The organism is Campylobacter sp. 1569 (assembly GCF_024723675.1).
Taxonomy (GTDB): Bacteria; Campylobacterota; Campylobacteria; order Campylobacterales; family Campylobacteraceae; genus Campylobacter_D; species Campylobacter_D jejuni_C.
Window position 1 is genome coordinate 119175 of the sequence record NZ_JANQDB010000001.1, and the last position, 21741, is coordinate 140915.

Consider the following 21741-nt stretch of genomic DNA (forward strand, 5'->3'; position numbering starts at 1 on the left):
TCATTCCTTTGATAAAGCACTAATAGGATTTAAATTTGCTGCATTTTTTGCTGGGAAAAATCCAAAAACCACTCCGATTAAAACTGAACTTAAAAGCCCTAAAAATACTGAATTTAACGAAAGTATCATTGTAAAACCAAAATTTAAAGAATTAAATACTTCAATAATGATAAAAGAAAGCATTACTCCAAAAATAGCCCCTAAAGAACAAATCAATACAGCTTCTATTAAAAACTGCATTAAAATATCTTCTTTTCTAGCCCCAATAGCCATTCTAACTCCAATTTCCCTTGTACGCTCACTCACCGAAACAAGCATGATATTCATCACACCAATGCCGCCTACTATCAAAGATACCACTGCAATAGAGGAAATAAGTAAAGTTAAAGTAGCAGTATTTTCCTCAATAGCATTTTTAATCGCGTCAGAATTTATAGTGAAAAAATCTTTTTTTCCGCGTTTAATTTCTAAAATTTTTACCATAGCCTCTTCAGCTAAAGCAGGATTTACCTCATCTTTTACCTTAGTTACTATAGCTCTTATTTGCTTATCTCCTGTGATTTTATTCATCAAAGTAGAATAAGGAGTATAAATTTTAATAGTATTTTCATCAGCCCTAAAGCCTTTATTGTCTCTTTCTTTTTTTAAAACACCAACTATGGTTAAAGGTTGCTTGTTAAAAATCACACTTTTACCTAAAACATCTTTAGCACTGATATTATCAAATAAAATTCTCAAAGCATTTTCATCTATAATGCAAATATTAGTATTATCTTTTATATCTTCATTATTAATAAATCTACCATCTACCATCACAAAACCTCTAAGTCTTAGATGATTTGGCCCTACTCCATAAATTCTAGCCTGCAAAGAATTATTCTTATAAGTTACAACCCCCACTTTACCTACATCAGCTTCCACTGCTTCTAAATAAGGCAAAGAACTTAAGGTTTTTAAATCACTTAAATTTAGCCTTGTTCTACCTGATCGAATATCCCCCAAGCCACGCCCTGAAACAACTTCTATGGTATTAGTTCCAATGGAGCTAATAGAAGCAAGTATGTTTTGTTGGGCTCCAAGCCCTAAAGCAACCACGCAAACTACTGAAGCTATACCTATGATAATACCAAGCATGGTAAGCAAAGAACGTAGCTTGTGTGCTACAATGGAAGCTACGGACATTTTCAAACTTTCAAAAAGCTGATTTTTAAGCAAATTAAAGCTTTTTTTCTCTTTTGGCATTAACTTAGCTTTTATTTCGTCTGCTTTTTTTACACCATTATCACTTATAATCTTACCATCTTTAATTTCAATAACTCTTTTTGCTCTAGCAGCTATTTCTCTATCATGAGTGACTAAAACTACAGTGTGTCCTTGCTCATTTAGTTTATTTAAAATTTCTAAAACTATCTTACCGCTTTTAGAATCAAGTGCACCCGTTGGCTCATCTGCTAAAATAAGCTCACCACCATTCATCAAAGCTCTTGCTATAGAAACTCTTTGCTGTTGCCCGCCACTTAGTTCATTTGGCTTTGATAATTCTTTATGATCAAGCTCTAAAAAAGAAAGTAGTTCCTTAGCCTTTTGTGATCTTTCATGTTTGTTTTTACCTGCATAAACAGCAGGTAAGGCTACATTATCTTTAGCATTTAAAAGACTAAGCAAATTATATCTTTGAAAAATAAAACCAATTTTTTCGCGTCTAATCCTTGCCTTTTCATCTTTACTTAAATTAGTTACTTCATATGCATCTAAAAAATATTTTCCACTACTTGGTTCATCAAGTGTGCCTATAATATTTAAAAGAGAGGTTTTACCACTTCCTGATTGTCCTATAATGGCTACAAATTCTCCTTTTTGAATATAAAGATTAATATTTTCTAAAATAGTTGTATTATTAATCTTTTTTTGTATATTTTCTAAGCATATCATTTTTTATTTTTACCTATGATAACTAAATCACCCTCATTAATACCATCTAAAATTTGAGTATTTAAACTATCTTTAATACCTAATTTAACAGGTGTTTTCACACTTATATTATTGGCTTTTAAAATTTCTACATAATAACCACTTGTATCGCTTTTTATAGCTAAAGTTGGTATAACTAAAGTATTATTTTCTGTTTTAATGGCAATTTCATTTTCTGTACTCATACCTATACGTAAAAAATTATTATCATTTTTTACAAAAACCCTTGCATAATAATACACAGCACTAGCGCTAGTACTTGAGTTTGAGTTTAAATTTGTATTACTTGTTGCATCACTTATAGTAGTATTTGCTGGATCTATGCTTGAAATAGTTGCTTCGTATTTTTTATCAGGTTCGTTTAAAATGCTAAATTTAACCTTTTTTCCAACACTGATTTTATTAATATCAGCTTCAGCTATTTGCATACGAATTTCCATTTCACTTAAATCAGCCAAACGCACTATACTTGGTGTATTTTGGTTTGCATTTACAGTTTGCCCCTCTTCAACTGCTACATTAATAATCTCACCCTTACTAGGTGCAGTTATAGTGGTATAAGCTAAATCTTTTTGAGCATTTTTTAAAGAAATTTCAAGTTGAGTAGTTTGAGCTTTTAAATCAGCCACATTTGCCCTTAGGGCATAAAAAGTATTTTTAAGATTTTCTAGATTTTCTAAGGAAGTAGCCTTTTTGGCATAAAGCTTTTGCTCTCTTTGGTATTGTTTAGTAGCTATATCAAGAGCGATTTTTTTGCTTTCTAAATTTGCCTTTGCGCTTTCAAGCTGAGCTTTGGTAATATCTAAATCATTTTGTTGCTTATCTTTATCAATTTGTGCGATTAAATCACCCTCATTAACATGATCACCTAATTTTACATAAAGTTTAGTAATTTGCCCACTAACTTGCGCACCAACATCAACTTGTGTTTTTGCATAAACTTCGCCTATTGCCTCTATACTTTGAGTAATATCTTGTTTTTTAACTTCATAAGTTAGATAATTATATTCTTCCTTATTTGCAAAAAAGAAAAAATACACCCCTATAATGAGTATAATCAAAAATATGCTTAAATAAATTATTTTTTTCATTTTAATCCTTTAAAAATCATATAATAAAACATTTGTATGAAGTAAAAATAAAATTGTAACAATAAAATATAATTTTAACAATTTTAAAGCTTATAAGATATAAGATAAATCAAAAAAAGGAAAAATAATGCAAGATTATTTAAATTTAATGCAAAATCGCTCTTCTATTAGAGCTTACACCCAAGAAAAAATTTCTAAAGAGAATTTAGAATATATCTTAGAATGCGCTAGATTATCTCCTAGTTCCTTAGGACTTGAACCTTGGAAATTCTTAGTTTTTCAAAAAGATGAACATAAAAAAGAAATTGCTAAAATAGCTAATAATCAAAGCCATGTAGCAAATTGTGCTGCTATTATAGTTGTAATTTCAAGGGCTGATTTTAAAGATTATTTTGAAGAAAAACTAAAAAAGAGAGGTTTAAGCCAAGAAGAGTTAAACAAACGCTTGCAAACTTATAAGCCATTTTTAGACGCAATGGATTTAGAACAAAGTTTTATTTATGCCAAAGAACAAAGTTATCTTGCTATTGCAAATATTATCAACGCTGCTTATAGTTTAAATTTGGGCTCATGTATTATCGGTGGCTTTGATAAAGATAAAATCAATCAATATTTAAATTTAGACACCACTAAACAAAGAGTTTCTATGCTCATTACTTTAGGACATACCCAAGAAAATACTAGCGTAGAAAAAGCTCGTTTTGCATTTAATGAAGTGGTAGAATTTAAAGATTAATCAAATATCAAAACTCCATTTAAATTTTATATAATAAAATAATATTTTTAAAATAAAATGGAGTTTTAAATGCAAGGAAATTTTTTAAAGATTTTTGGCGTATTGCCATTTTTAGCAGTAGCTTTTATTAATGCTTTTGTAGATTTAGGACACAAAATCATTATACAAAACACTATCTATAAATTTTATGAAGATGGCACCCAACTTTTTCTAACTGCTATTGTTAATGCTTTGATGCTTTTACCTTTTATCCTTATGCTTTCACCTTCTGGATTTTTAGCAGATAAATTTCCTAAAAATAAAATCATGAAAATATCTGCATTATTTTCAGTAATATTAACTTGTATTATTTGTTTGTGTTATTATCTTGGAGCATTTTGGCTTGCTTTTGTAATGACTTTTATCATGGGAGTACAATCTGCCTTATACTCTCCTGCAAAATATGGTTTTATAAAAGAATTAGTAGGAAAAGAGCTTTTAGCTATGGGAAATGGAGCTGTAAACGCAGTAAGTATTGTGGCTATTTTAGCGGGTATGGCGGTATTTTCTCTAAGCTTTGAAATGCTTTTTGATCCAAATTTTAACACTCCTTCAGATATTTTAATACAAATTGCACCTTTGGGTTTTGTATTAATAGCTTTTGCTTTATTAGAACTTTTTTTAGCTTATAAACTTCCTTGTTTAAAAGAAGAAGATAAAAGTTTAAGTTTTGATAAAAAACAATATTTTCAAGGAAAGCTTTTAGCCTCTAATTTAAAAACAATATTTTCTCATAAAATCATTTGGCTTTGCATTGTAGGAATTTCACTTTTTTGGGCCATATCACAACTTTATTTAGTGAGTTTTCCTGTATATGCAAAAAATGATCTTTTCATAGAAAATACCTTTTACGTACAATGCTCTTTAGCTTTTTCTGGTATAGGAGTGATTATAGGATCGCTTATTAGTGGTAAGTTTTCTAAAAATTATATCGAATTAGGTCTTATACCACTAGGTGCTTTAGGGATTTTTCTAATGAGCATTTTAATGCCATTTTTAGAAAACTTACTAAGTTATAGTGTGATATTTTTTATTTTTGGTTTAAGCGGGGCATTTTTTATCATACCTTTAAATTCTCTCATACAATTTCATGCAAAAGAAAATGAACTAGGAAAAGTCTTAGCGGGTAATAATTTTATACAAAATATTTTTATGTTAGGCTTTTTAGCACTAGCTACTTTTGTTGCATATGCTAAATTTGAAGTGATAAATTTGTTTTATTTTATCATCGCTGTGGCATTTTTTGGAAGCATTTATGTGCTAAGTAAATTGCCTTTTTCTTTGGTGCGTTTATTAATGAGCATAGCGTTTTTTCAACGCTATCGTTTATTAGTAGAAGGTTTTGAAAATATTCCTGAAAAAGGTGGAGCATTATTGCTTGGTAATCATATATCTTTTATAGATTGGGCTATTGTACAAATGGCTATACCAAGAAAAATTTATTTTGTTATGGAAAAAAGCATTTATTCTAAGTGGTATATTAAAATTTTTCTTGATAAATTTGGAGTTATTCCTGTTTCAAGTGCTTCTAGCAAATCAAGCTTAGAGCTTATTGCTATGCATATTAAAAATGGAAATTTAGTTTGTCTTTTCCCAGAAGGAGTACTTTCACGCCATGGACAGCTTAATGAATTTAAAGGTGGATTTGAGTTAGTTTGCTCAAAATTAGAAGAACAAGATGGAGTGATTTTGCCTTTTTATATTAGAGGACTTTGGGGAAGTGCTTTTTCAAGAAGTGATGAAGAATTTTCAGCAAGAAACCGCAAAATAAGCAAAAGAAAAATCGCTATTGCTTTTGGAAAAAGCTTACCAATACACACTAAAAAAGAAGTGGTTAAAGCAAAAGTTTTTGAACTTTCTTTTATTGCTTGGAAATCTCAATGTGAAAGTATGCATACTATAGCCAGAGCTTGGATAGATAGCGCTAAAAGAAATTTAAGTCAAATAGCTATTGTTGATCCTTTAATAGGTGGTATTACTTATAGAAAAATGCTTGCTTTAAGTTTAGTTTTTAGCTCTTTCATAAAAAATAAATCGCATGAGCTAAATATACAACCTACCCAAGGAAGCTATGCTCCAAAAGAAGAATGCGTGGGAATTTTACTCCCTGCTTCTATGGCTAGCTCTCTTTGTAATCTAGCTGTATTACTTGCCAATAAAATCGTGGTAAATTTAAATTTCACAGCAGGTGTAAAAGCGATTAATCAAGCCATTCAAAGTTCTCAAATTCAACAAATTTATACTTCTAGAAAATTTATGGAAAAATTAGAAAATAAAGGTATAAAACTAGAATTTGAAGAGCATGTTAGAATCATTTTTATGGAAGATGTTATCGCAAGCTTTAAAAAACAAAAACTCAAAATCTTTTCTATACTTGCTTTGGTAAGTATTTTACCTACTTGTTTAATAAAAGCATTATTTGCACCTAACAAACAAAACCTTGCCATAGCTGCTATATTATTTAGTAGTGGTAGCGAAGGAACGCCTAAAGGAGTAATGTTAAATAATCGCAATATTTTAAGCAATATAGCTCAAATTTCAGATGTATTATGTGCAAAAAATGAAGATGTTGTCTTATCTTCTTTGCCACCTTTTCATGCTTTTGGATTAACTGTAACTACTTTTATGCCTTTATTAGAAGGGATTAAAAGCATAACACATGCTGATCCAACAGATGCGCTAGGTGTAGCAAAAGCTATAGTAAAAAATAATGTTAGCATTATGTGTGCTACTTCAACTTTTCTAGGTATTTATGCAAGAAATAAAAAACTTGATGCGATTATGTTTGAAAGCTTAAGGATTATCGTCTCAGGTGCTGAAAAACTCAAAAGCGAAGTAAGAAGCGCCTTTGAAATGAAATTTAAAAAACCTATTTTTGAAGGCTATGGAGCTACTGAAACCACTCCGGTTGCAAGTGTGAATTTACCGAATAAATTTGATCCTGATTATTGGATTTTACATCGTGCAAATAAAGAAGGTAGCGTAGGTATGCCTTTACCAGGAAGTGCTATACGCATAGTAGATCCATCTACTTATGAAAGTTTAAATCATGGAGAAGATGGATTAATACTCATTGGTGGCCATCAGGTTATGGTAGGCTATTTAAACAATAAAGAAAAAACCGATGAAGTTATCAAAGAAATCGATAGCATACGCTGGTATAATACCGGTGATAAAGGTCATGTAGATGAGGATGGCTTTTTATATATAGTAGATCGTTATTCTCGTTTTGCAAAAATTGGTGGAGAAATGATATCTTTAGGAGCTTTAGAAGAAGAAATTGCTAAATTTATCAATACAGATATAGTAAAATTTTGTGCAGTGGCACTAGATGATGATAAAAAAGGTGAAATGGTATGCTTATTAGTAGAATGTCAAGAGCAAGATTTTGATGGAATTTGCGAAGTGATTAAAAACTCTACTATGCCTGCTATTTTTAAACCAAGTAAATATTTTAAAGTAGAACAAATTCCGCTTTTAGGTTCTGGTAAAGTGGATTTAAAGGGCGCTAAAGATTTAGCTAAAATCTTACAAGAAAATTAATTCCCAAAGTAATTTTACTTTGGGAAATTTTACAAACTATTTCTTTTAGTTTTATAATCATATTTTTTATCAAAAACAAGCTTATCGTTTTCTTTGACTGCTATTTTTCCCTTAATATAAAAATACTCCAAATCACTAGTTTGTGTTAAGATTATATCCGCCTCCATCATACAACCTTCACGTCCTATTTGCATTGTTTGAGTAATGGTATATTGCGCGCTTAATGGGTTTTCATTTTGAAGTTTTAATTCTCTTTTTAAATTATGCTTTACTAAAACATCAACCTCATCAAACCTATAAATACCTTCTCCAAAAACTCCACCAACACCATCTGTAATACAAGTCCAAGTATCGTTTAAAATATCATAAGAAATGCTTCTATCTACCCTACCTTCTTCTAAAAGTGTTATTGGGGTCAAAGGAGCACTTTGTGCTTGCATATTGATTTTATCGCTATCTTGACCACTAAAACATGGCAAATTAAATTCACACTCATTTAAATCTAAAGTCAAGGTTGAAATTTTTGGCATAGGCCAAAACATAGGCCAAAAAGAATTCGCTAATGATAATCTTATCTTAGAACCCTTAGCAAATCTATATCCACAAGCATCAAGTTTGATTTGCTTTTGGATAAATTCATCTTTTTTTAAAGGTATAAATTGCTCTTTATCATCACTTAATGCAAGATTGATCACTCCATAACTTACTCTTTTTACAAAACCATCAGCTCTAACTTCACTAAGCTGAGCAAAGAGCATAGCTTTTTCTTGATCACTTGCAATTTTTACATTTAAAACTGGAAAACCCAAAATATCTAAATCTTGTTCTAAAAAATCACTTTCAAAAACAACTGCCATCCCATCATCTAGCCTTTGATCACTAGGACTTTCTCCTAAAACACCAGCCCCCATCCACTCTCCGGATAAAAGCCCATGATTTAATGGAGTGTTGATTTTGATAAATTCACTTGATTTTTTGCATATTAGTTTATACGGATTTAAATAGTATTTTTTATAGCTAATATCATTTTTAAAATCATTTAAACCAACAAAACGACCTTCTACTTTCTCTGTTTTTGAATTTGGCTTAGAGCTATTTTCAATATATGCTTGTATCATAGGAGCTTCAAGCGCATCATTTTCTTCATTTTTAAGCCATTTGTCCCACCATTTAAGTGCTTCTTGTAAAAAGCCCATTGCAGGTAAAGGAGAGCCATCATGAGGATAAACATGAGCCCAAGGACCAACGATAGCTTTTTTTGGAACTTTTAAACCATTCATTAGAGTAAAAACAGGATTAGTATAAGAATCAGCCCACCCATCTAATGCAAAAACAGGAACTTGTATATCATCATAATTTTCTCTAACAGATCCATGCTTCCAATAGTCATCTTTTAAAGTATGCTCAAGCCACAATGTGGGCCATAAAGGCATATTCTCAAGCCTATTGAGCCATTTATTTCTACCATTTGGATCAATTTTTGGATCAACAAAGCGTGATTGATATGCAAGCATGATATTACCCCACCAAAAATTATCATTAAGCAAACATCCACCTTTATAATGAATATCTTCATTAAATCTATCATCAGTAAAACCTACCACTATAATAGCTTTTAAATTTTTAGGTCTTCTTGCTGCAACTTGTAAAGAATTAAATCCACCCCAAGATTTACCCATCATACCAATATTTCCATTACACCATTCTTGCTTTGCTATCCACTCAATAACTTCTAAGGCATCATCTTGTTCTTGCTTTAAATATTCATCTTCTAATAAACCATCAGATTCCCCACTTCCTCTAATATCAACTCTAACAACCGCATAGCCATTACCGCTAAAATATCCATGCATAGGCTCATCTCTACCTCTTGTTCCATCATTTTTTCTATAAGGAATGTATTCTAATATAGCAGGAACTTTTTCTTTTACCTGAGGAAGCCAAATTCGTGATGAAAGTTTGGTGCCATCTTTTAAAACTATCCATTCATTTTCTATCACTCTAACCTTATTTTTAAAATCAAAAATAATTTCTTTCATTTCATCTCCTTTTTATTGTATTTTTTAATCCAAATCAAACAAAACATTACACCCAAAATAGCCATAGCTATCATAATAGTAAAATATATATGAAAACCTTTTACACCTGGATATCTATCTAATAAATCTCCAGCAAGCAAAGGTGCAAAAACCTCAGGTAAATATCCAAAAGTAGATACAATACCTATGGCCATACCTGCTAAATGAATAGGAATTTTTCCCTCACTAAGTAAAGAATAATAAATTCCAAAATTAGAATACATAGCTACATAAATTACCACACAAGCAGAAGTTAAAACGCTCATTTGCAAAAATCCATTTAATTTTGAACTAAGCATTAAAAAAATAACACCAATTCCCATTAAAATAAAGCCTATCATCATTATTTTAGCCTTTCCATATCCATCTGCTATAAACCCACCTACCACAGAAGAAACAGGACGAATATATTGAGCTAATACTGTTAAAATAGCTGCAAAAACAGCAGAAGCCCCTATCACATTACTTGCATAAGGAGTAAAATAATAAAAGCTCATATTAAAAAAATAGGTACAAAAAGTAATAGCAACCACAAGCCAAAGAGCAGAATTTTTCAAAAGAAAAACTAAATCTTTGATTTTAATCTTCTCGCTTTGTTCATTAACTTCATCTTTTAAAAGAAAAAATAATAAAACAGCACTTGCAATAGGAGCTATAGAATAAAAAATAATAACCATTTCTATACCTTGTGCGGCTAAAGCTTTTGTTTGAAAATATCCAAAAATACTTGTAGCTATAGCCAAATGTGCAGCACCAACAACACCTCTACCACCTTCAAAAATTCCATAAGCTTTTGCTTGCTCTTTAGAATTTGCCAAACTTCTTACTATCTTCATCAAAGAAGGCCAAAAAGTTAATAATGAAGTAATTCCCCAGATTCCATAAATAATCAAAAGCGCATTTAAAGAAGTAAAATATAAATGCAACAAACCACCAAACCCTGTAGCAATTAAAGAAAAAATCAATAATTTTTTTGGTGCAAAACGATCTGCTAAATAACCTCCTAAAGCATAAGAAAACAAACCAAGCAATCCATAAGCACTACCCAAAAGCCCCATTTCAAAATTATTTAAATGATAAAGACTCATATAATCATCATAATAATACTTTCTAAAATAAGGCAAACCATAAATAATAGATCCACAAAAAGATAACAGTAAAAGTGTAAAAAAATTATTTTTTAAACTATGTTTTTCATTTTGATACATCAACCAACCTCCTTTTTTATACTATATATGATTTTTTTATTTTTTTATTCAAAAATAAATATTTTTAGATAAAAATTAAAAATTGATATATTTTTTTACACATTTAAGATATTTTTTAAAAAAAATTATTAATTAAATAAAATATAATTACGATAAAAATTCTATGAAATATAAAAATTACAGATAATTTTTATATTTCATTATCATTTTTTTGATACATTTACATATTAAAAATACTAAAAAAGGGAAATAATGAAAATTTTTGATATGGTAGTTATCGGCGCTGGTCCTGCAGGTATTGCAGCAGGAGTAGAAGCTAAAATAAAAAATAAAGAAGTTGTTGTTTTAGAAAAAGCTGATGCGATTTGTCAAACCTTAGTAAAATTTTACAAAGAAGGTAAAAGAGTAGACAAAGCTTATAAAGGTTGCGATAGTACAAATCACGGACATATAAATTTTGAAGATGGGACTAGAGAAAGCACAATAGAAACTTTCCAAAATGCCATTAAAGAACATAACCTTGAAGTAAAACTTTCTAGTGAAGTTGAAAGCATTAAAAAAGATGGAGAAAATTTCATCGTTAGTACTGCAAATGAAAATTATATTTGCAAAAATGCAGTTATTGCCATAGGTAGAATGGGTAAACCAAATAAACCAAGCTATACTCTACCTATAACTTTAACTAAAATCATCAATTTTAATGCAAACTCAACAAGCCAAGGTGAAAAAATCTTAGTTGTAGGTGGTGGAAATTCAGCAGCAGAATATGCTATAGATTTAGCTAAAAATAATGATGTGACACTTTGCTATAGAAGAGAAACCTTCTCGAGATTAAACGATATCAATCTTGAAGATATTCAAAAAGCTTTTGAGCAAGGCAGCATAAAAGCAAAACTTGGCATAGATATAACTAGCATTGAAGATGAAAGCGGTAAAGCTAAAGTAAATTTTACTAATGATACAAATGAGATTTATGATCGTATTATTTATGCTATTGGTGGTTCAACTCCACTTGATTTCTTACAAAAATGCTCTATAGAAGTTGATGAAAAAGGTGTACCAAGCTTTGATGAAAATAAAGAAAGCAATGTAAAAGGATTATTCGTAGCAGGTGATATAGCGAGTAAAAACGGAGCTTCTATTGTAGTGGGTTTAAATGATTCATTTAAAATCTGCGATCATCTTTATAAATGCTAAAACTCTTTCAATATTCAAAAGGCTATCGCTATAATAACGATAGTCTTTTGCTTTTTGACTTTTTATCTAAATATAATTTAAAAGGAAATATCCTTGATATAGGATGTGGTTGTGGAATTTTAGGACTTTTGATAAAGCAAAAATTTCCAAATTCAAATGTTTATCTACTAGATATCCAAGAGCAAAATATCAAACTAAGTTATAAAAATGCCAAAGAAAATAAACTTGAAATTCAAGGCATTTGTGAAGACTTTTTAAACTATAAAAGTAATACAAAATTTGATTTTTTAATCTCTAACCCTCCATTTTATAAAAAAAATACGCAAAAAAGCCAAGATTTACATTTATGTATATCAAGATATCAAGAATTTATGCCACTTGAGAAGATGTTTGCTAAAATAAATACTTTAATCAAACCAAATGGTAGTTTTTTTATGTGTTATGAGGCAAGTTTTATAGATGCAATTTGTGCTTATTTAAGACAATTTAAACTAAAACTAGTTTCACTTCAATGCATTCATACCAATACACAAACTAACGCAAGACTTGTTTTAATGCATATTAAAAAAAACAGCAAAAGCCCTTGTGCGATAATGCCTACGCTTTTTATGTATGAAAATGATGTTTTAAATCCAAAAATTAGTGAAATTTATAAAAATACAGGAACTATAAGCTATGATGTGTGAAAAAGGTTTTGATTATTCTTTTGATGAAAGTGCTTGTGAAAAATGTGGCGGGAGGTGTTGCACTGGAGAAAGTGGATATATCTATGCTAGCAAAGAAGAACTAGAAGCTATTGCTAGTTTTTTAAAATTAAGCTTTGAAGTCTTTAAAGAACAATACCTCATCAAAGTTGGGTTTAAATATAGCTTTAAAGAAGCAAAGTATGAAAATGGCTATCGTTGTATTTTTTTTGATACAATGTATAAAAAATGTTTAATTTACAAGCATAGACCAAAACAATGTAGAACTTTTCCATTTTGGGAGTATTTTAAAACACACAAAGAGGAGTTAAAAAAAGAATGTATAGGGGTTTGCTTTCACTAATTATAGTTTTTATCCTAACAAGCCTTGCTTTAGCTAAAGGAGAAGATAAAATCCTACAAGCACTTATTTATGAAGAGCATGGACAATTTCAAAAAGCATGTGATATTTATACAAATTTATTTCATGAAAATAATGAAAGTATTTATTTACAAAAGGCTTTACTTTTAGCTTTAAGTGCTAATTTAAAACAAAAAGATGAGCTTTTAAAAGCTTCTAAAGACTTTTTAGAACACACAGCCATTGCAAGATTAAATGCTTTATATTTTTTTGAAATAGGAGATTATAAACAAGCTGAAGCTATACTTTATAAACTCATTAAAGAGGAACAAGATTATAGAAATTATGAAATATTAGGCGATATTTTTGCCAAAAAAGCTTTATACACTAAAGCTTTAGAGCAATACAATCTTGCTTATAAGCTTTTTGAGCATGAAAATTTATTACTTAAAATAGTTGAAATTAATATCAAAAATAAAAATATCAACCAAGCCAAAAAGGCCTTAGAAGAATTTGTAAAAAACTCACATTGCACCCTTAAAACATGCACCCTACTTTTAAAAATTTATCAAGAGCAAAAAGATTATAAAGCAAGTATTCAAACCCTTGAAAAGCTATATAAACTCAACAATGATATTAAATACATCTACGCTATGATAGAATTACTAGTACAAGAAAAAAATTATACTCAAGCTCTAAATTTAACCCAAAAATATAACATAGATCCTGATACTAAAATTTTCTTATATACACAAACAAAAGATTATAAAAAAGCTTATGAAATAGCTTTAAAACATTATGAACTTAGTAAAGATAAAAAATATCTTTCTATGGCAGGTGTTTTAGAATTTGAAATTCATATGGATCCTAAAAGTAAAAAAGTCACGGACCCAAAAATTCTAGCTTCTATCATGAAAAAATTTGAACAAAGCGTAGATGTACGCAGTGATGCTTTATATCAAAACTACTATGGCTATGCCTTGATTGAATATGATATTGATATAGCCAAAGGTATGGAGCTAGTAGGCTGGGCACTTGAACAAGAACCACAAAATCTTTATTATCTTGATTCTTTAGCTTGGGGCTATTATAAACTTAAAGATTGCAAAAAGGCTTATGAAATTTTGCAAAAAACACTGCATGATAAAGAATTTTCAAGCTCAGATGAAAGTAAAGAGCATTTAAAGGCCATTGAAAAATGTTTAAAACAATAGATTTAAAAAATCATTTTTCAAAAACACAAAAAATTCTTGAAAATAAAAAAGAAATTTTTCCTTATGATATGCTAGGTAGAAGTCTAGCTTCTAATGCCTTTTATCCTAAAGATATTTATACACTTTTACTTGAAGGAAAACTTTCACATTTTTTATATTCTAAAGATTTAAATTTTAATCATGAAAATTTTGATGCCATCATCTTACCAACAAGCCCTTTGCTTCATCAAGACATACAAAATTTAAGTCTTTTTAGGCGCTATAATGAAAAACCTATTGTGCAATTTGATTTTATTTTTGATGAATATCAAATTTTAGAAAGCTTGGTGTATGGAGCTGATGCGTTTATTGTATTTCCTAAAATGCTAAAAACTATGCAACTAAAAAAACTCTATAATTTTACAATACATCTTGGCTTAGAGGCTATTTTTTACCTTGAAAGCAAAAGCGATCTTAATAATGCTATTTTAGCAGGAGCTAGAATTTTTTTATTAGAAGATGAAAAGCTATTGCCTTTGATACCAAAAAATAAAGCTCTTATAAGTAAAAATATTAAAAATCTACATGCTTGCATAAAGGAGAGTTGATGGAGTATTTATACGCACCTTGGAGGGATGTTTATTTTAACAATAAAGATAAAAATTTTTGCCCTTTTTGTCATTGCAAGCATGAACTTAATGAAGATGAAAAACTTGGGGTGATTTTTAGAGCTAAAGAATGTTTTGGTATTATGAATAAATACCCTTATAGTCCGGGTCATTTTATGATTATCCCTTATGAGCATTTAGAAAATATAGAAGATTTAAGTAATGATACATGGCTAGAAATTAGCCATTTTGTGCGTATTGGAGTTAAAATTTTAAAAGAAAACTTTCACGCTAAGGGTGTTAATATAGGTATGAATTTAGGCAGTGCAGCAGGAGCTGGTATAGCACCACATTGTCATTATCATTTAATCCCAAGATGGCAAGGCGATACAAATTTTATCACTACCATAGGGCAAACTAGAGTTTGCGGGAGTGATTTAGAAAAAGTTTATACCACCTTATGTAAAGCTTTTAAAGACTATGTATAAAGAAGTTGATTTTGAAAATTTTTTAAAATTTAATTTTGATCTTTTAATCGATGTAAGAAGTCCTAAAGAATACAAACTTGCTCATATAAAATCTGCGCAAAACTACTACGCACTCAATGATAATGAATTTGAAGAAATAGGCACACTTTATAAGAAAAACAAAGGCCTAGCTAAAGCAAAAGGTGCAAGTTATATTTGTAAAAATATGAGTGAGCATATTAATAAAATTTATCAAAATTATAAAATAGGCTCTTTAGTGGGAATTTATTGTGCAAGGGGTGGTAAAAGATCAAAAGCCATTGCTTTAATCTTAGCTGAACTTGGTTATAGGGTTGTAAGATTAGAAGGTGGATATAAAGCTTATAGAAGCTATGTGAGTGAGTTTTTTACCAAAGATTTAAATATTGAGTTTTTATGTCTTTGTGGTAATACAGCAAGTGGTAAAAGTGATTTAATCCAAACTTTAGACAATGCTTTAAATTTAGAAAAACTAGCTAACCACCAAGGATCAAGTTTTGGTAAAATTTATGGAGAACAACCAAGTCAAAAAGCTTTTGAAGATGAGTTGTTTTATTTTTTAAAAGATTATACTCATAAAACTTGTTTTATAGAAGCTGAAAGCAGACAAATTGGAAATTTAACTATTCCTTTAAATTTATACAATAGCATGCAAAAAGCTAAGAAAATTTGGTGTGAATGCGACACGAATTTACGCATTCAAAGAGTTTTAAAAAACTACACTCCTATGGATAAAAAAGTATTTTATCAATGTGTTGAAAAAATATCACCTTATATCAGTAAAGATTTCAAAATGAAACTTTGTCAAAATTATGAAGAAAACAATTTAGAACTTTGTGTAAAAATGCTTTTTGAATATTATGATAAAGTATATAAAAAACCTGCAAAAATTGATTATTTTATCAATAGTTCTAATTTAGATGAAGCTAAAAAACATCTTATGAGTTTAAACTCATAAGATTGTATTTACAAAGATAATAAAAATAATGCTTGAAAGAATTCCAGCAACTGGTAAAGTAATCACCCATGCTAAACCAATAGGCTTCATCATAGCCCATTTAGCATCTTTATTAAACACTCCTATACCTAAAATTGCACCGATTAAAATATGGGTTGAGCTAACTGGAATTCCAAGTTGAGTGGCTAAAAGTATAACAATACTTGCACCAAGTTCAGCACTAAAGCCTGTTGTTGGTTTAATTTCAGCAAGTTTTGAACCCACAGTTTGAATAACTTCTTTACCTAAAAACCAAAGTCCAATAACTAAAGCTATGCCAAACATAAGCATTACAGCAAAAGGCACTGGTGAGCTAGGATTAATGGTATTATTTTTAAGTACATCTAAAATAGCAGCAAATGGCCCAAGAGCATTAGCTATATCATTAGCTCCATGTGAAAAAGCAAAACTTGAAGCAGTAAAAATTTGAAACCACGAAAAAATCTTTTCTATGGTCTTATTAACCTGCGTTTTTTTCATCAATCTCACAACCGCTAAAGTAACAATATAAGCAAAAATAGAAATGATCGAAACTATCCATAAATTTTGCATTACATCTAAAGTAGAAACATTATTTAAACCCTTAAATAAAAACATAGAAGCAATAGTCAATGCGCCTACACCTGCTATTAAAGGAACATGAAATTTCATTCTTGAGAAAACATCTATGTTTTTTTCTTTTTCTTTTAATTCTTTGATTTTTAACTTATATTCACTTCTTTTTTCATCATCATCTAAAACAATAGCACTAAGTTCTTTGATTTGCTCTTCTTGACTTTTGTTTTTTAAATTTTTAAAATATTCTTCTTTAAATGCTTTTTTTTCTTTTTTGATTTCTTTTACCACAAGAGTTATTTCTTCTGATGGCTTTAGAATTTTTTTATAAATATAAGCATAAATTAAATACGCCACAAGCCCACCAAGCAAAGGCGAAATAACCCAACTCATAGCTATTTTATAAATACCATTCCAATTTACCATAGATAATGCTTGATCTTGATCAAAAAATACAAAGCCCATAGCAATACTTGAGCCTACAATACCTCCTATAATACTATGAGTAGTAGAAACTGGAAGTCCTTTTTTAGTCGCTACAAAAAGCCAAATTCCTGAACTTAGCAAAGCTGAGAGCATTACACATACAAATACCATGGGATTAATTCCATCAGGTAAAACTACTATACCACTTCTTATAGTATTTGTTACTTCTCCTCCTGCAAACACAGCTCCGCTTAATTCAAATACCGCTGCAATAATCAAAGCTTGTTTTATAGTAACTGTTTTAGCACCCACACTAGTACCAAATGAATTTGCAACATCATTACCACCGACATTAAAGGCCATGAAAATACCAAATACACTAGCAAGGATAAATAATATCATGGAATTATTAGGAATATAATTATACCCCCAAACAAAAAAGCATAAAACACTCACAATAAAAATAAAAAATGCAATAGCATTATCTTTACTCAAGCATTCTCCTTAAGAATTTATTTCAATGAATTAATTTTAGTAACTTTTACTTAGTTTTTTCTTTGATTTTTAAAAATTGCAAAGCAGATTTCACTGCTTGCATATAACTTTGTAAATTAATTTTTTCATTTTTATAGGCCCTATCATAAGCTGTTCCGTGATCAACACTAGTACGAATTATAGGTAAATTTAAACTTACATTAATACTTTTTTCAAAATACAAAGCCTTTAAAGGCGCTAAGCCTACATCATGGTACATACTCACTAAATACTTGCATTTACTTAACGCAAAAGGGGTAAAAGCACTATCAGCCACTAAAGGCTCACTTAAATAAATATTTTCCTTATAAGAAAACTCTTTTTCTTTTTGACTTAAAAAATCTTCATTTTCTAAATTTTGTAAATTTAACGTGTAATCTTTTAAAAATACATTTGCCATTCTTATAGCTTTTTTTATTTCCCTCTCTTCTTCTCCGCCTATTACGCCATTATCACTTGCATGAGGATTAAAACTCAAAACTCCAATTTTTTCAAATAAAGTGCATTGATAAAAATTAATTAAAAATTGCGCAAGCTCAAAAGCCTTAATCTCTTTATAAACATCTCTTAAAGCCATATGCTCAGTATACAAAGCCACAAAAAGCTCATCACACCCTAACATCATAATAGCATCTTGTTTGAAAAAATCTCTTAGTGCCTCAGTATGACCTTTATAGTTCACTCCCCCCATTTGCCAAGTCTTTTTATTAATCGGTAAAGTTACCAAAGCATCTAAAAATAAATGCGTGCAATAACTAGCTCCTTCAAAACTTAAAAAAGAATAAACCCCACTTTTAGCGTCTAAATTCGCAGGATTTAACTCAAAATCAAAATCAATAATTTTGCTAGCTTGATATGAAAACTCATAAATTAAAAAATTTTCTTTTTCTTCTTTAAAACTAAATTGTGGTTTTGAAGCATTAGAAATTTCAACTAAATTGATTTTGGATTTAGGATTTATTTTCAAAAGCTTACTTGCTTTTTGAAATAATTCATAATGTACAAAATAATAAGGTTCGCAAATTTTTACTAGCTCATCATGACAAGCTAATAAAATCTGTATACCTATGCCATTTAAATCCCCTATACTAATAGCAATTTTTTTCATCTTTTAATCAAAGCTTTCATTTGCAATATAGCTTTTTCTAAGCCCACAAAAACCGATCTTGCTACTATGCTTTGACCTATATTTAACTCTTCTATCTCTAAAATATCTACAATATTTTTTACATTTTTATAATTAAGCCCATGTCCAGCAGCTACTCTTAAATTTAAATTCTTAGCCAAACTTGCACTTTGTTTTAATCTTTGGAGTTCATTTTCTAAAAGCTTTTTGAGTTCATTCTTACTTAAAATTAATTTAGGCAATGCATAAGAAGTTTGATTGATATTAGTATATAATGCATTATAAATATTAGCATACAAACCTGTATGAAGCTCTATAAAATCAGCATTTAAAGAAGATGATTTTTTGATATCTTCTAAATTTGGATCAATAAATAAAGAAACTTCGATTTGCTCTTGCTTTAAAGCATTAATAGCTTCTTGTAGTTTTTCATTGTCTAAATTTAAACCACCTTCTGTTGTAAGCTCTTGTCTTTTTTCAGGTACTAAAGTAACGCGTGAGGGTTTGTATTTTAAAGCATATTCTATCATATCAATAGAGCATTCTAAATTCACTACACACTTGCAATATTTTAAAATATTTTCTAAATCAAACTCATTAGCATGGCGACGATCTTCTCTTACATGGATAGTGATTTGATCAGCTAAATTTGCACTCAAAAATGCAGCTTCAAGTAAATCAGGATCATTTACTTTTCTAGCTTCTCTTAAAACTGCTATATGATCGATATTAACCCCTAAAAGCATAAGTTTTCCTTATAAGTTTTTTGCTATTATACTTTAAATTTTTTAAGGAGAGCTAGTGCTAGGTATTGATATGGGTTCAAATACATTAAGAGCTGTTTTAATGGATGAGAATTTTAATAAATTAAAAAGCGAAGAATTTATCATAGGGGCAGCTAAAAATATGCAAAATGATACCATTAGTGATGAAGCTATAGAAAGAATTTTTAGCGCTTTAAAAATCTTAAAAGAAAAAAATTATGACTTAAGCCAAGCCAAAGCAGTCGCCACAGCTGCTTTTAGAAAAGCAAAAAATACTGAGTTTATTTTTGAAAAAATTCAAAAAGAATTTAAACTTGATGTAAAATTAATCGATGCAAAAACCGAAGCAAAACTAAGTATTTTGGGTATGCAAGAGCGTCTTAAAGCTCTTAAACTTTTTAGAAAAGACCTAAACTATTGTGATTTAGGTGGTGCTTCTTGTGAAATTTCAAATGATAAGTTTAGCAAAAGTTATGATTTTGGAATTATTAGTTTTTATGAAAGAATGCATTTTAAAGCCATAAAACCAAGTGCTTATGTAAGATTTTTAAAAAAATATCCACAAAATCTTGCGCATATTAAAGATGAAAAATTAAAAATTCATCTAAGCCCCTACCCTGCACATTTAAAGCAACTTGCCTTAAAAGCTTTTAATCTTAGTAAAAATATAAAATTAAAAGGGAATTTTTTCATACTAAATTCAGGAGTACCTACCACACTTTGTGCTTATAAACAAAACATAAAATACAAAGATTACCTAGAAGAAAGTGTAAATGGTAAAATACTCAAACGCAAAGATTTTTTTGATTTTGCATTAAAAATTTGGAATTTAGAACAAGAAAAAGCTAAAATTTATCTTGGAGAAAATAGAAAAAAATACCTCATAGCAGGCTCAATGATACTTTTTGCTTTATTTAATAATCAAAAGCTCATTGTGATTGATGATGGTGTTAGAGAAGGTGTGTGTATAGCACATTTTAAAAATATCAAATTTTAAAGGAGAAAAAATGAGTTTAAAAGATCAAATTTTAGAAGATATTAAAGAAGCTATGCGTAATAAAGATGATTTTAAAAGAAACACTTTAAGAACGCTTAATGCTAGCTTTAAACAAATAGAAGTTGATGAGAGAATTACGCTTAGTGATGAAAGAATATACAAAATCATTGCGAGTGAGATTAAAAAACGAAATGAAGCAGCTTTGGCTTTTTCTAAAGGCTCTAGAGAAGATTTAGCACAAAAAGAACTCCAAGAAGTAGCTATTTTAAGTGCTTATTTGCCAAAACAACTTAGCGATGAGGAATTAGAAAGTGAGCTAAAAAAACTTATAGATAAATTACAAATTAGCTCTTTAAAAGAACAAGGTATTTTGATGAAAGAAGCTAAAGCAGCTTTTGGCGTAAGCGTTGATGGTAAAAGACTTAATGAAATGGTAAGAAAGCTTTTAGCATGAAAAAAGTTTTAACACTTTGCGCCTTAGCTTTAAGCTCTTTTGCTTATACCCAATATGAATTGCATCCTAGCTTTAAAGCTTATTTTAAAGACTGCTCTTTATTAATGGATAAATATTATTATATTAATTGTTATGATTATAATTATAAAGGCACTAAGGCTATTGCTTATAAACTAGAAGCTAAAATTTTAAATCAAGGACACATCAAAAAACGCCCAAGATTTCAAGAAGATACCAATATACCTAAAAAATACAGAACTTATTGGGAGGATTATCTAAGAAGTGGTTATACAAGAGGGCATGTCGTGCCAAATCAATCCATGAATGCGACCCCACAAGCCCAACTTAGCACTTTTTTAATGAGCAACATAACTCCGCAAAAAAAAGATATTAATGCAGAAATTTGGAATGAAATCGAACAAAGAGAAAGATATTTAGCAAAGAAAAATAAAGAATTAGAAGTCTTAAATTTAGTACTTTATGATGATAAGCCAAAACGCATTAAAAACAACATAGCCATTCCTAGTTTTTATGTCAAAATTCTTAAGGCAAAAAATTTCAGCGAATGTTATAAAGTGCCAAATAATGATAATTTTGCAAGATTTGATAGAAATTATTTTAAGGAAGATTGTAAAAAATATATTGATTAAACTAGAAGCAACAAGGCCTCTAGT

General features: G+C 29.5%; 19 protein-coding genes. 12 read left to right on the forward strand and 7 right to left on the reverse strand.

Features of this window, described 5'->3' with window-relative positions; genetic code table 11:
• Positions 1-1932: an ABC transporter permease gene (locus CAMP5060_RS00640; RefSeq protein WP_214125512.1), complete on the reverse strand. Its 1932-nt coding sequence runs from the start codon at positions 1930-1932 to the stop codon at positions 1-3.
• Positions 1929-3062, reverse strand: a complete 1134-nt coding sequence (locus CAMP5060_RS00645) for an efflux RND transporter periplasmic adaptor subunit (protein WP_261529705.1) — start codon at positions 3060-3062, stop codon at positions 1929-1931. The genes CAMP5060_RS00640 and CAMP5060_RS00645 overlap by 4 nt, the downstream gene beginning before the upstream one ends.
• A 127-nt stretch (positions 3063-3189) precedes the next feature.
• On the opposite strand from CAMP5060_RS00645, the gene CAMP5060_RS00650 reads away from it, so the two are divergent.
• Both CAMP5060_RS00650 and CAMP5060_RS00655 read left to right on the forward strand, forming a co-directional pair.
• The gene (locus tag CAMP5060_RS00650; RefSeq protein WP_263708170.1) at positions 3190-3798 is read left to right on the forward strand and encodes an NAD(P)H-dependent oxidoreductase; all 609 of its coding nucleotides are present in this window, start codon (positions 3190-3192) and stop codon (positions 3796-3798) included.
• A gap of 69 nt (positions 3799-3867) precedes the next feature.
• Positions 3868-7380, forward strand: coding sequence for an acyl-[ACP]--phospholipid O-acyltransferase (locus tag CAMP5060_RS00655; protein ID WP_337217711.1), 3513 nt, complete (start codon positions 3868-3870; stop codon positions 7378-7380).
• Positions 7381-7409: 29 nt separating this feature from the next.
• Here CAMP5060_RS00655 and CAMP5060_RS00660 read toward each other — a convergent pair whose 3' ends face one another.
• Together CAMP5060_RS00660 and CAMP5060_RS00665 are read right to left on the reverse strand one after the other, a co-directional pair.
• Positions 7410-9419, reverse strand: a complete 2010-nt coding sequence (locus CAMP5060_RS00660; RefSeq protein ID WP_263667166.1) for a CocE/NonD family hydrolase — start codon at positions 9417-9419, stop codon at positions 7410-7412.
• The gene (locus CAMP5060_RS00665) at positions 9416-10666 is read right to left on the reverse strand and encodes an MFS transporter (RefSeq protein ID WP_214100389.1); all 1251 of its coding nucleotides are present in this window, start codon (positions 10664-10666) and stop codon (positions 9416-9418) included. Before CAMP5060_RS00665 ends, CAMP5060_RS00660 begins: the two co-directional genes overlap by 4 nt.
• 252 nt (positions 10667-10918) lie before the next feature.
• Here CAMP5060_RS00665 and CAMP5060_RS00670 point away from each other — a divergent pair, with 252 nt between their 5' ends.
• From CAMP5060_RS00670 to mnmH, 7 genes are read left to right on the forward strand one after another with little or no spacing between them, the layout of a single operon-like run.
• Positions 10919-11863, forward strand: coding sequence for an NAD(P)-binding domain-containing protein (locus CAMP5060_RS00670; RefSeq protein WP_214100388.1), 945 nt, complete (start codon positions 10919-10921; stop codon positions 11861-11863).
• Entirely contained in the window at positions 11857-12549 is a 693-nt protein-coding gene (locus tag CAMP5060_RS00675) for a tRNA1(Val) (adenine(37)-N6)-methyltransferase (protein ID WP_214136016.1), read from the forward strand. The genes CAMP5060_RS00670 and CAMP5060_RS00675 overlap by 7 nt, the downstream gene beginning before the upstream one ends.
• Positions 12539-12910 (forward strand): YkgJ family cysteine cluster protein, encoded by a 372-nt coding sequence (locus tag CAMP5060_RS00680; RefSeq protein ID WP_087700654.1) that lies wholly within the window; start codon positions 12539-12541, stop codon positions 12908-12910. The genes CAMP5060_RS00675 and CAMP5060_RS00680 overlap by 11 nt, the downstream gene beginning before the upstream one ends.
• On the forward strand, positions 12886-14121 hold the full coding sequence (locus tag CAMP5060_RS00685) for a tetratricopeptide repeat protein (protein WP_214125501.1): 1236 nt from the start codon (positions 12886-12888) through the stop codon (positions 14119-14121). Before CAMP5060_RS00680 ends, CAMP5060_RS00685 begins: the two co-directional genes overlap by 25 nt.
• Positions 14106-14708: an indole-3-glycerol-phosphate synthase TrpC gene (locus CAMP5060_RS00690; RefSeq protein WP_214136017.1), complete on the forward strand. Its 603-nt coding sequence runs from the start codon at positions 14106-14108 to the stop codon at positions 14706-14708. The genes CAMP5060_RS00685 and CAMP5060_RS00690 overlap by 16 nt, the downstream gene beginning before the upstream one ends.
• Entirely contained in the window at positions 14708-15196 is a 489-nt protein-coding gene (locus tag CAMP5060_RS00695; protein ID WP_087700651.1) for an HIT family protein, read from the forward strand. Before CAMP5060_RS00690 ends, CAMP5060_RS00695 begins: the two co-directional genes overlap by 1 nt.
• Positions 15189-16172, forward strand: coding sequence for a tRNA 2-selenouridine(34) synthase MnmH (gene mnmH, locus CAMP5060_RS00700; protein ID WP_337217712.1), 984 nt, complete (start codon positions 15189-15191; stop codon positions 16170-16172). The genes CAMP5060_RS00695 and mnmH overlap by 8 nt, the downstream gene beginning before the upstream one ends.
• Here the strand turns inward: mnmH and CAMP5060_RS00705 are convergent.
• From CAMP5060_RS00705 to CAMP5060_RS00715, 3 genes are read right to left on the reverse strand one after another with little or no spacing between them, the layout of a single operon-like run.
• Positions 16167-17687 carry an inorganic phosphate transporter gene (locus tag CAMP5060_RS00705; protein WP_039628409.1) on the reverse strand — a complete coding sequence of 507 codons (1521 nt, stop codon included), beginning with the start codon at positions 17685-17687 and terminating at the stop codon, positions 16167-16169. The two genes, mnmH and CAMP5060_RS00705, sit on opposite strands and share 6 nt — an antisense overlap.
• Before the next feature lie 46 nt (positions 17688-17733).
• Entirely contained in the window at positions 17734-18834 is a 1101-nt protein-coding gene (gene pdxA, locus CAMP5060_RS00710; protein ID WP_337217713.1) for a 4-hydroxythreonine-4-phosphate dehydrogenase, read from the reverse strand.
• Positions 18831-19598, reverse strand: a complete 768-nt coding sequence (locus tag CAMP5060_RS00715) for a pyridoxine 5'-phosphate synthase (protein ID WP_087700648.1) — start codon at positions 19596-19598, stop codon at positions 18831-18833. Before CAMP5060_RS00715 ends, pdxA begins: the two co-directional genes overlap by 4 nt.
• Positions 19599-19653: 55 nt before the next feature.
• On the opposite strand from CAMP5060_RS00715, the gene CAMP5060_RS00720 reads away from it, so the two are divergent.
• The 3 genes from CAMP5060_RS00720 to CAMP5060_RS00730 are packed head-to-tail and all read left to right on the forward strand — an operon-like array spanning position 19654 to position 21717.
• Positions 19654-20613: a Ppx/GppA phosphatase family protein gene (locus CAMP5060_RS00720; protein ID WP_337217714.1), complete on the forward strand. Its 960-nt coding sequence runs from the start codon at positions 19654-19656 to the stop codon at positions 20611-20613.
• A gap of 10 nt (positions 20614-20623) precedes the next feature.
• Complete coding sequence (locus CAMP5060_RS00725) at positions 20624-21067, forward strand: GatB/YqeY domain-containing protein (RefSeq protein ID WP_087700646.1); 444 nt, start codon at positions 20624-20626, stop codon at positions 21065-21067.
• The gene (locus CAMP5060_RS00730) at positions 21064-21717 is read left to right on the forward strand and encodes a DNA/RNA non-specific endonuclease (protein ID WP_047208365.1); all 654 of its coding nucleotides are present in this window, start codon (positions 21064-21066) and stop codon (positions 21715-21717) included. The genes CAMP5060_RS00725 and CAMP5060_RS00730 overlap by 4 nt, the downstream gene beginning before the upstream one ends.
• Positions 21718-21741 lie beyond the last annotated feature (24 nt).